Here is an 11773-nt window from a genome sequence, read left to right on the forward strand (position 1 = left end):
CTAAACAAACATCGACAATTTCACAGCGAGACACCTTATACAATAGTTATTATAGGGTGCGTCAGGGCTGAATATTTTGACAAAAAACTAATAATTTTCCACCTAACGCACCCTACGATTTTATGCACTATTTTTGTGCGTTACCAGCGTGCAAACCGCACTCTTTTAGTGTCGCTTCTTCCCACCACCAACGACCTTCGCGTTCGTGTTGGTTTGGCAATATCGGTTTCGTACAAGGTTCGCAACCAATGCTGACAAAACCGCGTTCGTGCAACTTGTTGTAAGGCACATCCAAAGCACGAATGTAATCCCAAACCTCTGCCGAAGACCAGTTTGCTAAGGGGTTAAATTTAATTATTTCATGGTCGGGAGTTGAGAATGCACTGTCAACTTCAATGACCGGAATACCATTGCGGGTACTGGGGCTTTGGTCTTTGCGCTGACCTGTAATCCAAGCATCGAGGGTATTCAATTTCCGGCGCAGCGGCTTGACTTTTCGCACGCCACAGCATTCTTTGTGACCGTCTTCATAAAAACTAAACAATCCCTTTTCATCTACTAGGGCTTGTACTTCTGCTGCATCGGGAAACATTACTTCTAACTTAATGCCGTAATGTTTTCTGACGGCATCTAAAAACTGATAGGTTTCTGAGTGCAATCGTCCGGTGTCTAAAGTGAAAACGCGGAAGTTTTTGGTGATTTTCGAGGCCATGTCGATCAGAACTACGTCCTCGGCACCGCTGAAAGAAATTGAGATATTGTCAAAATTTTCTAGGGCGAATTTGATAATTTCTCTGGGTGTTTTTTGACTGTATTCTGCTTCAAGGGCGGCAATGTTGAGATTTCTTTGGATGGCAACCATATTTTCGGGTTTTCAGTGTTCTTTTCCTCTAGCCCCTGATTATAGCCGATCGCAGTATCTATCTCACTGATTAATTTGACGGCATCTGGCGGCAGTCTTTTCGGCTGTACCCGCGAGGAGAGATCGAGGAGGACGATCGCCCGTTTGTGGCAATTTCGGTCAACCCAAAATATTCTACCGGGGAAAATATGACTGTCGCACAGTTCGCCCAGGTTTGTAGTGAGGAATGTGAGTCCTTCTTGATTTTTGCGGACTCGCATTCCTCACTACCAACTGATTAGTCGCAATCGTTATGACAAAGATTCCATTTCTTTTTGCCACTTTTTCAATAAAACTTCGCGCTCTTTTTGTTCTTGAGGTTCCGGCATTCTCAAGCCATTTGTAGCATCATATTTACCGTAATACTGCGACATTCCCTGAAAAGATTTAGTCCCCTCATTGGGCAGAATATTTTTCTGTTTTAGCCACTTTTCACAGGAACTCTGCCACATAAAAACGCGATCGTGCACTTCGCCACCTAATTTTCTGATGCGCTTAATTGAAAGTTCTTTTTTGACAAACAACAGCCGATCGCTCTCTTTACTGCGCCCAATTAACCGAATTTCCGCCCCAGTGCCCCGGAAAAACTCGATCGCACAATAATCCTCAAACTGAAAAATGCAGACCTCAGTTGGAGGAGCGCCCTCATCTGGTAAGATATCCACATCAAACTGCAACTGGTAGCCGATCGCGCTCACAGACGACTGCGGCAAAAGCAACCGCACCCGCTTCAGGCGATCGCTATAATTTGCCCAAAAATCTCGGCGCTCCTCCAACTGCTTAATTTCTGCATCAGACAGCCGCAGCATCCGCGCCACCAAATCAATTGTTTTCTGGAAATAACTATAATTTAGTGCGCCAATCCATCGAATCAGCGACTCTCGGGCGGGAGCCGAAACTAACTGCAATTTGGGATAATATTCATCTCGCACCCACTCAACCAATTTAGGCCTTTGATTTTTGAGAATATCGCTCGAAATTTTCACTAACAACTCTTCAACTGCTGCAAGTTGCGGCGCTGGTGGCATTTCCTTCAAGCACCTAAGCAGCCATTCTACGCCCGACAAATCGGAAACCTGATTTTTAGCAAAAATTCCGGCAAGATGTACTTGAGCGCGATCGACTGCGGGGATTGTGGCGGGTAACTGAGCTTTTGCTAATAGCTCTGTTGGGGTTTTGAGATATTGCCAACTGAGTTTTGCTAGCTCGTAATCAGAGTTATCGCGAGTCAGGATTTTAATAATTTGTACTGGTAAAGCATCGATACCCGCCGCCGTGCTGGCAAATTCGGCAAAGCACTCTACCAAAGAGCGATCGAGCACCGGAACATTGCTAGAAACAGGATTTTCTAACTGGTGGCTGTGGTGCAGAGCCAAGCGCCACAGCAACTGCTGTTTCAGGCGGACATTGTTTTGAGCTACCAGCCAAATAGCTTGGGATATTTCTGGGGCGCGATCGGGGTTTTTGGTGTCCCATTCAGCTTTAGCCCAGAGACAATAAGTCCATTCCAGAGGAGTAATGCTGTCACCTCGCTCGTTCTGAATATCTGCTATAATTTCAGTCATCCCTCGCCGCGATATCCCCTTCACTTCGGGCACATTGGGCTTGTTTTGATGGGCAAAATTGCCAGCGTTTTTTATTTTTTCTGGTTGTTGCTGGCTGGTAATTGAAGGGAGTTGAATCTCGCTAAACTGAACGCTCATATTTATAAATTTATCCCAATTAAATTACTGAATTAGCATTCTTTATTTGGCGGCGCATCAACCGAGATTTTTTTGATAATAATTTCAGGGAGTGCGCGCGAGCGAGTTGAAAAAGCCGGTTTTGGCGATCGCCAGCGCGTCAGCCCTTGTACTGCAGTATTTTACACAACTTTTGATATTAAGGGAAGATACTACTGGGAAAAATACCTCGATTGCGTAGGATTCTTTCTTTCGGTAGAAGTCAATTAAGCTGGTTTGCGGTTTAGTAGCCCTGTTATATCAAAATCAAAGGCAAAAAGTGCGATCGGCTGATGTGAAAATCTCCATCTTAGGTACTATGGACTAAATATTTAAAATGTTATTAAATAAACTGTGCGCGATAAGAAGTTATCAGTTAACAGAACTTGCCAGCACAACCTACCGCAGCAAATATCTATCGCACAACAAATTTTAATGTAGATCGCCCCGTGCAGTATCCTGTAGCTTGTTCGCCCCAATTTTGGAGAACTCGCAGTATTTTTCAACTCTGGAAAATGATGTTAAATTTAGTCCCCGATGCCGCCAACAACCAACTGCGAATTATCGAGTCCGCACTACCAAAATCGATTAAAAAACTGTCGCGGCACAACTTAAAAATCTGCTCAATTTTGTTGGATTGGGAATTTGAGCGATCTGGTTCATTAATAGCCTGTCTGGTTACTAAAAAGTGCGGTAATTTGCGAGTAATTATTGAAGTTTAAATTTGGTAACTGGTAGTGGGAAATTTCAAATCCCAAATCCCAATTGCCAAATTCCTCAAAATCCGTTTGCATCTTGTATATTGTTGGTTAACTAAACTTTTTTCTGCCCGCAGCGGCAGTGCGATCGGCTATATTGTATTTAGAAGTGAATTAATTTTTTCGCTGGCGGGGTGCAGCCAAACAACCATCGCGCCAGCTTCTCAATCCTGAATTGTCGGCTGTCAACAACAGCAAGGAAGTATGGAATTATGTCAAAAATTTTAGTAGTAGACGATGTTCCCAGCGAACTCGAAATCATCTGCCGCATTCTTCAAGATGCCGGAATGGACGCGATCCGGGCTAGCGACGGCGAAGAAGCGATCGCCCTGATCCGAGAAAAACCCCCGGATCTTGTGGTTTTAGACGTAGTGATGCCGCGAATGAACGGATTTGAAGTGATCAGAGAATTGCGGGGCGATCGCGCAACTGCCAACTTACCAGTAGTATTTTGTACTCATAAAAATACCGACATTGATAAAGCTTGGGGAACCGATTTAGGCGCAGACGCTTACGTCAGCAAACCCTTTGAACCTCAGCAACTCGTCAACATCGTGCAGCGCCTGCTTTCTGCCTAAACACAATATATAGCCTTCATTAACTCTCACAAAAAACATTATAGCTAGAAACCCCGTTTTATTGAAAAAACTGGGTTTCACAATTTATTAAAATTTTTACTTTTAATAATAATCGCAAGTTGATTTATTGTCAAATCCGCGATTTATTTAATATAGTGTCTGGTCGATTAACGGAGTTCGGATTGGTTCCTATACCGGACTGAAGTCCTCACTACGAACCGTTTGTGTTGCGATCGTAGACCGGAGATATAACACCTGTTTTGCATTTATATCATCTCCGATCGAATCACTATACTAAGATTAGTTTGAGTTCGGAATGCAAGTCCTCAGATGATGCGGACTCGCATTCCTAACGATCGAACCTTTTTTATTTGGATAATTGACCGGACAAGATATTACACAAAGTGCGATCGCTATAGGTATAAATCTCGGAATCTGGACGATCGCACTCCTCAAAGACGGTTTTTGCCCGATCGTGAGATGCTCCCCTTTCCTGGCAAAGCAAAATCCTAATTTGTAAGCTAGACTATAAACAAAAAATCTACAATGAAAGCAACTGCTCCCACCGTAGCGGGGAATCAGACAAGTGGAACAAAACAATTTCTTATCTTCGCTCAAGGAGGCAGTCTGTTCGCCATAGAATTAGAGGCTGTGCGAGAAGTGCTTTCCCTCAGCGAACAACCGATTTCCCCGGTTCCCAACACCCTGCCGTTTTTGCTGGGATTAACCAACTTGCGGGGCGAAATCTTAGCAACCGCAGACTTCGGAGGGTTTGCAGGTATCGAACCGGTTGACACTCACCACCCAAGCAGCCGCATTTTAGTGGTGGAAGCGCCAGATCCCCGAGACGTGAGATTGTCGAAGATGCGGATGGGATTGGCCGTCTCCCGCGTCGAAGGAGTTTTATCTCTAAATCCCGATCGCACTGTCTCGGCGATAGATGTCAGCCCTGACTTAGCTCCTTTTTTGAAAGGTTTGTACAATTCCGACGGACGCTTGCTCATGATAGTCGATGTCGAAGCCATCGCCCATTCCGATCGCTGGTAAGTAGAAGGAAGTTCGGCAACGAGCAATGTACGGGATGTAACGGATGTAACGGATGTAACGGATGTAAGTCCGTCGGAAGATGGAAGAAGGAAGATGGAAGATGGAAGATGGAAGATGTCATTAGTGCTGTCCTCCCCCCATCGAACGTCCAACGTCATCAGGAAGAAGGAAGAATATGGAGTCAATCTAAAATCTAAAATTGATCGTTCCATCGCCCGCATTTGAGTTGCCAACTATAAATTTTATCATGAAACTTCTCTATAGCTCGATCGCCACGACATTCACCCTCACATTACCTGACTTCTCTCCATCGATGCTAACTGGGATTGCCAATTGCATCATTTGTTTGTGTTATTTTGCGATCGGCTTCCTGATCAGCTTAAGTTTGTGGCGAAACCGTCAATTTGGGTTTGACATCTTCGCCACAGTCACAGCAGGCATATTTTTGAGTTGCGCTTTGGGCCACAGCGGCCACGCAGCCGAATACCTGGGACTGCCGCACTCCCCCGTGGCGCAAACTATCTCCGATTGGATAACTGTCATTCCGGCGATCGCATTTTTGAGTTTGTCCAACCGCTACCAATTCTTAGTAGGTTCCACCCAAATTCTCAATTCCAAAAAAGCAACAGAACAAGCCCTCAGCCAAACTAATCAGCGATTTCAGGCCATCTTCGACCAAGCTTTTCAAATCATCGGATTATTACAACCAGACGGTACTTTGATCGAAGCAAATCGGACAGCGCTAGAATTAGGCAACTTCCCAGAATCACAAGTGCTGGGACAGAAATTTTGGCACACACCTTGGTGGGCAGCATCCCCAACCAACCAGCAGCGAATAAAAACCAACATTCAACAAGTCTCTACCGGCCAATTTGTGCGGGAAGAATACGAAATCACCGGCTTAAATAACCAGTTGATAGTAATGGATCTATCCTTGAAACCCCTGTTAGATGAAACTGGACAAGTCTATCAAATACTTGTAGAGGGCCGCGAAATTACCAAACGCAAACAAACAGAAGTGGCCTTGCAACAGCTAACGGCAGAATTAGAGCAGCGAGTCAAGGAAAGAACCGAGCAGATTTCGCAAACTAACGCCCAATTGCAACAAGAAGTTCGCGATCGCACCGCAGTTCAAGAGCAATTAAAAGCTTCAGAACAATTTTTAAACAATATCCTCAACACCATCCCCGACGCGATTTACGTCACAGACGAACAGCACCGCTGGTTAACATTAAACGATGCCTTTTGTCAATACATCGGTTACAACCGAGAAGAACTAATTGGCAAAGCTTACCGCGACTTTTTACCGAAAGAAGAAGCAGATATATATGAAGAAAAAAATCAATTAGTCTTTTTGGCAAATACGAGCATTGAAACCCAAGAAACTATCATAAATCCAGCCGGAAATACCCAGTTCCTCTCCGTCAAAAAATCTACATTTGTAGATGCCTGCGGCAGCAAAGTTCTCGTTTGCGCGATTCGAGAAATCACCAAGCGCGTGGAAATGGAAGAACAAATGCGGCAGACACTGGCAAAAGTAGAAAATTCCCAACGTTTGCTGCGGACAGTAATTGATGCCACCCCAGACTGCATCTTCGTCAAAAATCAAGACCGCCGCTACGCCCTAGTCAATGCAGGTTTCGCCGCCGCCTTCGGCAAAACCCCAGCAGAAATTATCGGCAAAGATGATTTAGAACTTGGCATATCGGCCGATCGCATCTTCAGCAACACCCACGCCCAAACAGACTCCCAAAACCAAATCCAAAACTTCCGCGCCGACAACAAAAACGCGCCGGCCTCCAACGAATCCGCCACCTTAGCCGACGGCAAAATACACGTATTCGACACCCAGAAATTGCCGCTCAAAGATGCAGAAGGCAATACTATAGGAATGCTCGGCTTCGCCCGCGATATCACAGAAAGCCGCGAATCCGAACAGCAGCTACTGCGGCTCAAGGCCATCCTAGAAGCAACAACAGACTGGGTAGGAATGGCAGACTCCCAGCAGCGCACCATCTATCTCAACCGCGCGGCCAGAGAAATGTTAAAAGTTGGCGAGTCGGCAAATTTAGCCGAAGTCAGCATTTCCGACGTGACATCGCCCAAAAGTGTCGATACTATTATGAACGTCGGCATCCCCGCAGCTTGTCGGGATGGAGTTTGGAGCGGCGAGACAATTTGGCAGACTTTAGAAGGCGAAGAAATACCGGTTTCTCAAGTAATTATTGCTCACAAATCCGACAGCGGAGAAGTTGAATTTATGTCAACGATCGCCCGCAACATCACCAACCGCAAGCGCACGGAACAAGCCTTGCGGCAAAACTTGCAAATGCTCGACCTCGCCAGCGATGCTTTAATTATTCGAGAACTCGACGGCACGATCGATTACTGGAACCAAGGCGCTGAAAAAATCTACGGCTGGACTAAACAAGAAGCTTTAGGACAAGTTACTCACACTCTGTTCGATACGAAATTTACCCAACCTTTAGCATCAATTTTAGAACAGCTAGAACAGCAGAATTATTGGGAAGGAGAACTGATTCATACCACCAATTACCAAACCAAAATTACCGTGTTCAGCCGCTGGACTTTGCAGCGCGACGAACAGGGAAAACCCAAAGCAATTTTAGAAATTAACAACGATATTACAGAGCGCAAGCTTGCCGACTTAGAAAACCAAAAATTGATTTTGCTTGTCGAAAGCAGCTCGGATTTTATCGGCATAGCAACAATGGAGGGAGAGCCAACATACATGAATGCCGCTGGAATTAAGTTAGCGGGATTGCAAAATATTGCAGAAGTCAAAAGCAAAAGTATGTATGATTTCTTCACACCCGAAAACGCTAAGATTGTCAAAGAAGAAATATTGCCCGCCACTGTGCGAGACGGTTTTTGGCAGGGCGAATTCCAGTTTAGAAACTTTCAAACAGGCGAAAACATTCCCGTTGACTTTACCCTATTTACCGTCAAAAACTCAGACACAGGCGAGCCGGTGGGCGTAGCCACAGTGACGCGCGACATTAGCGATCGCCAGCGGGCCCAAGAAATGCTGCGCGATCGCGAAAGACTGTTCCGAGCCATTTTTGACCAATCGTTCCAATTAGTGGAGCTGCTAGAACCAGACGGCACCGTTTTGGAAGCCAACCAAACAGCCCTGACAGTCGCCGGACTCGGGCGCGAAGACTTCGTGGGCACGCAGTTTGCCGAGAATGTGTGGTGGCAGATTTCCCCAGAAGCCAAGCAAAAAGTCGAAGCTGCAGTCGTCGCCGCCGCCGCCGGCGAATTTGTCCGCTACGAAGCCGACGTGCTGGTTGCTGGAGGTGCTGTGATGACTGTGGACTTCTCCCTAAAACCCATCAAAGACGACAACGGCAAAGTCGTGCTGCTGATTCCAGAAGCTCGCGACATTAGTGATCGCAAAGCCCTAGAACGAGAATTAGTTTTGCGTCAATCCCGCTTTGACGCATTTTTCGCATCTGCCCCGGCGGCCATGTTTATTCTTGACGACCAATTGCGCTTCGTGCAAGTCAACGAGAAATTGGCCGAAACCGCCGGCCCGTCAGTTGCCGAACACCTCGGCAAAACCGTCAGGGAAGTTATGCCCGAAATGGTCGATACTCTGCAGCCGATTTTGGAGAGCGTTCTGACAAACAACCAATCATTTTTAAACATTGAGGTATCGGGAACAACCGTCAATCAACCGGGTGTAATCCGAGATTGGCTGGCTTCTTACTTTCCTTTGGCCGGAGAGGACGGCAAACCGATGGGTGTCGGCGGTGTGGCGATCGAAATTACCGATCGCAAAAAAGCCGAAGCAGAGCGCGAGCGATTTTTTACCCTGTCCCTAGACTTAGTTTGTATTATAGATTTTGAAGGCAAATTCAAGCGCCTCAATCCCGCTTGGGAAACAACTCTCGGCTACAGCCTAGAAGAAGTTAAAGACCAATCTTTTCTCCATTTCCTCCATCCAGACGATCGCGAAAAAACCACAGCAGAAGCTGCAAAAATAGCCGGTGGCACCGAAACAAAGTCTTTTGAAAATCGCTACCGCTGCAAAGACGGTTCCTACAGGTGGCTCTCGTGGAAAGTGCGACCGGAAACCGAACAAAAGCTCATGTATGCAGTGGCTCGCGACGTTACCGAAAGTAAACACGCGATGGTGCAACTGGAAAAAACAACCGCCCAATTAGCGAGTTCCGAAGACAAATTTAGAGGTCAAAGCAATCTCTTGCAACTGTTAATAGACAGCATTGGCGACGGCATAATTGCTGCCGACGAAAATGGCAATTTTGTTTTATTCAACCCCGCAGCCGAAAATATCTTTGGCTTGGGTTCCACGGATACTCTTCCCGACGAGTGGTCGGGAAAATACGGCTTATTTTTGCCAGATGGAGTCACTCCCTATCCCGCCGCCGACATACCTTTAGCGCGCGCCATTCGAGGAGAATCAGTACGCGAAGTAGAGCTTTTTACCCGCCATGCAGCCCAGCCGGAGGGCCTGTGGATAAAAATTAGTGGCAGCCCGCTCAAAGACGAAACGGGAGCGATCAAAGGCGGTGTAGTAGTTTGCCGCAACGTCACCCAGGAAAAAGCATCCCAGGGGCAGATGCAGCAGTTTGCCGAGACACAGCAACGCTTGCTGCAAGAACTCAAAACGCGACAAAATGCCCTAGACGAAGCTGCGATCGTCAGCGAAACTGACATCAAAGGCATGATTACCTACGTCAACGACAGATTCATTCAAATCTCCGGTTACAGCATGGGAGAACTCCTGCACCGCGACCACCGCATCGTCAATTCCGGCTACCATCCCAAAGCATTTTTTGCTGAAATGTGGATGACAATTTCGCGCGGCTTGGTGTGGAAAGGAGAAATCAAAAACCGCGGCAAAAATGGCTCATTTTATTGGGTAGATTCGACGATCGCCCCAATCTTCGATACCAGCGGCACAATAATCAAATATATCGCCATCCGCTTTGACATCACCGAACGCAAAGAGGCAGAAGAACGGCTAGGAAAATTGGCAGCAGAACGCAAAGCTGAAGCCGATTCTATGACTCAACAAGTCCTCAAATTGTTGGGAGAAATTAAAGGCGCGGCTCAAGGCGACTTGACAGTCAGGGCGGAAGTTACCAACGATGTTTTAGGTGCTGTTGCGGATTCTTTCAACTTCTTAATCGGTTCTCTGCGGAAGGTAGTAACGGGAATTCAAACTTTAGCCGAACAGGTAACATCTGCCACCGGCGAGTCAATCACCAATACCAGCCAACTCACCCAACAAGCGGAAGTTCAAGCAACAAAAATATCTGCCATCATGCGGGAAATTGAGCGGATTGTGAATTCGATCCGCGACGTGCGAGATGTTTCGGTGCGGGCTGAAACAGTCGCCCAGCAGTCTTCTCACACTGCTGAAGTCGGCGGTATGGCGGTCGATCGCGCTGTCGAAGGCATTAACGAGCTCCGATTGACGATCGCCTCAACCTCAAAAATGATGAAGCGTTTGGGCGAATCTTCGCAGCAAATCGGTAAAATAGTCACTTCGATTTCTCAACTTGCTTCCCAAACCAATCTGTTAGCTCTCAATGCTACTATCGAAGCGGCGCGCGCGGGCGAACAAGGTTTGGGTTTTGCGGTTGTCGCCGAAGAAGTGCGAAAACTAGCAGAAAGATCGGCCGGCGCGACTGAAGAAATATCGGAAATTGTCGGTACAATTCAAGAAGAAATCAGCCGCGTGATGAAGGCAATGGAATCGGGGACGCTGGAGGTAGTGGAAGGCACTAAGCTAGCCAGCGAAGCTAAAACTCACCTCAATGCTATCATCGAAGTTAGTCGAGAAATGAACGCTCTGGTGCAGAATATTACTCGCGCATCTGCCAAGCAAACTGTTTCCGCTGAGGAAATTTCTAACAGTATGCAGCAAGTCAACGAGATTGCTAATACAACTGCACAAAAGGGTTCGGATGTCAAAGCTTCTTTGGACGATCTGTCCGGTTCTGTTGAAAAATTGCAAAAGTCGGTGGCAAATTTCCGCTCGTAATTTTAGAACCCCGACTTCTTCAAGAAGTCGGGGTTCGAGGTATTGTGGCAGTGTGCGATGATGAATGGTAAGATGGATGAGTATTATAAATATTTTTAGGGTGCGGCTATCGTGTTTGAGATTGAGTTTACAGACCAAGCGATTGAGGATTTGCAGTGGTTTAAGAAACACGAACAGAATCTAATTGTTGACGGTATTGAAGCCAACCTTTGTTATGAACCCACTACCGAGACGCGCAACCGGAAACCCCTGCGCCCAAATAATACAGCAGAATGGGAATTGAGAGTGGGGTATATCGCGTTTTGTACAACGTTGACAAGCAAGTTAAAATTGTCAGTATAGAGCGCATAGCTGCCAAGCCGGGGAATAAATACATACTTCAATGAGAAGAGGAAGAACTATGATGAACTGGGATTATCGAGTATTTTTTGAGGATGGCGGGTACACAATTCGCACGGTGTATTATGACGATAAAGGTGCGATCGCAGCCTGCTCTGAAAAAGAAACCGCACCTTTTGGAGAATCAGTGGAAGAACTTCAAGAAGAATTAAACCAACTCCTTGCTGCTCTAAAAAAGCCAGTTATTTCTGCTGACGATGTGCCGCCTCCAAGCGATCGCCCGAAGGCAAAAAGAGGAAAATCATTGCAAGCAGTCCGGCAACAACTTGGCTTACAATCGGAAATAACGAAAGAAAGTTCGTTGAGTTCAAGCGATTAGCCAAGAACCGAGG

At 46.4% G+C, this 11773-nt stretch carries 10 protein-coding genes; 7 read left to right on the plus strand and 3 right to left on the minus strand.

Annotation, left to right across the window (positions count from 1 at the left end; translation table 11 throughout):
- Nucleotides 1–127 precede the first annotated feature (127 nt).
- The 3 genes from QUB13_RS24960 to QUB13_RS24970 are packed head-to-tail and all read right to left on the minus strand — an operon-like array spanning nt 128 to nt 2604.
- Nucleotides 128–862, minus strand: a complete 735-nt coding sequence (locus tag QUB13_RS24960) for a phosphoadenylyl-sulfate reductase (protein WP_333386250.1) — start codon at nt 860–862, stop codon at nt 128–130.
- On the minus strand, nt 772–1122 hold the full coding sequence (locus tag QUB13_RS24965) for a hypothetical protein (RefSeq protein ID WP_194068658.1): 351 nt from the start codon (nt 1120–1122) through the stop codon (nt 772–774). Before QUB13_RS24965 ends, QUB13_RS24960 begins: the two co-directional genes overlap by 91 nt.
- A 30-nt stretch (nt 1123–1152) precedes the next feature.
- On the minus strand, nt 1153–2604 hold the full coding sequence (locus tag QUB13_RS24970; RefSeq protein WP_333386253.1) for an EH signature domain-containing protein: 1452 nt from the start codon (nt 2602–2604) through the stop codon (nt 1153–1155).
- Nucleotides 2605–2676: 72 nt separating this feature from the next.
- Here QUB13_RS24970 and QUB13_RS24975 point away from each other — a divergent pair, with 72 nt between their 5' ends.
- The 7 genes from QUB13_RS24975 to QUB13_RS25005 all read left to right on the plus strand — a co-directional run bounded on the left by QUB13_RS24975 (nt 2677) and on the right by QUB13_RS25005 (nt 11760).
- Entirely contained in the window at nt 2677–2853 is a 177-nt protein-coding gene (locus QUB13_RS24975) for a hypothetical protein (RefSeq protein WP_333386256.1), read from the plus strand.
- 155 nt (nt 2854–3008) lie between these two features.
- A complete protein-coding gene (locus QUB13_RS24980) occupies nt 3009–3344 on the plus strand; it encodes a hypothetical protein (protein ID WP_333386259.1) in 336 nt (111 codons plus the stop codon).
- Between the two features lie 248 nt (nt 3345–3592).
- A complete protein-coding gene (locus QUB13_RS24985) occupies nt 3593–3958 on the plus strand; it encodes a response regulator transcription factor (protein WP_194068655.1) in 366 nt (121 codons plus the stop codon).
- Nucleotides 3959–4288: 330 nt separating this feature from the next.
- Entirely contained in the window at nt 4289–4471 is a 183-nt protein-coding gene (locus tag QUB13_RS24990) for a hypothetical protein (RefSeq protein ID WP_333386262.1), read from the plus strand.
- Between the two features lie 33 nt (nt 4472–4504).
- Nucleotides 4505–5005 carry a chemotaxis protein CheW gene (locus QUB13_RS24995; RefSeq protein ID WP_333386265.1) on the plus strand — a complete coding sequence of 167 codons (501 nt, stop codon included), beginning with the start codon at nt 4505–4507 and terminating at the stop codon, nt 5003–5005.
- 247 nt (nt 5006–5252) lie between these two features.
- Nucleotides 5253–11042 (plus strand): PAS domain S-box protein, encoded by a 5790-nt coding sequence (locus QUB13_RS25000; RefSeq protein WP_333386268.1) that lies wholly within the window; start codon nt 5253–5255, stop codon nt 11040–11042.
- Between the two features lie 400 nt (nt 11043–11442).
- Nucleotides 11443–11760 (plus strand): hypothetical protein, encoded by a 318-nt coding sequence (locus tag QUB13_RS25005; RefSeq protein ID WP_333386271.1) that lies wholly within the window; start codon nt 11443–11445, stop codon nt 11758–11760.
- The last annotated feature ends 13 nt before the right edge of the window (nt 11761–11773 follow it).

The sequence above is a fragment of the Microcoleus sp. B4-D4 genome, assembly GCF_036705185.1.
In the GTDB taxonomy this organism is placed as follows: Bacteria; Cyanobacteriota; Cyanobacteriia; order Cyanobacteriales; family Microcoleaceae; genus Microcoleus.

Coding starts and splice junctions, on each gene's coding strand:
- QUB13_RS25000 (WP_333386268.1), top strand. CDS start 5,253: ATGAAACTTCTCTATAGCTCGATCGCCACGACATTCACCCTCACATTA.
- QUB13_RS24995 (WP_333386265.1), top strand. CDS start 4,505: ATGAAAGCAACTGCTCCCACCGTAGCGGGGAATCAGACAAGTGGAACA.
- QUB13_RS24960 (WP_333386250.1), bottom strand. CDS start 862: ATGGTTGCCATCCAAAGAAATCTCAACATTGCCGCCCTTGAAGCAGAA.
- QUB13_RS24965 (WP_194068658.1), bottom strand. CDS start 1,122: ATGCGAGTCCGCAAAAATCAAGAAGGACTCACATTCCTCACTACAAAC.
- QUB13_RS24985 (WP_194068655.1), top strand. CDS start 3,593: ATGTCAAAAATTTTAGTAGTAGACGATGTTCCCAGCGAACTCGAAATC.
- QUB13_RS24990 (WP_333386262.1), top strand. CDS start 4,289: ATGATGCGGACTCGCATTCCTAACGATCGAACCTTTTTTATTTGGATA.
- QUB13_RS25005 (WP_333386271.1), top strand. CDS start 11,443: ATGATGAACTGGGATTATCGAGTATTTTTTGAGGATGGCGGGTACACA.
- QUB13_RS24970 (WP_333386253.1), bottom strand. CDS start 2,604: ATGAGCGTTCAGTTTAGCGAGATTCAACTCCCTTCAATTACCAGCCAG.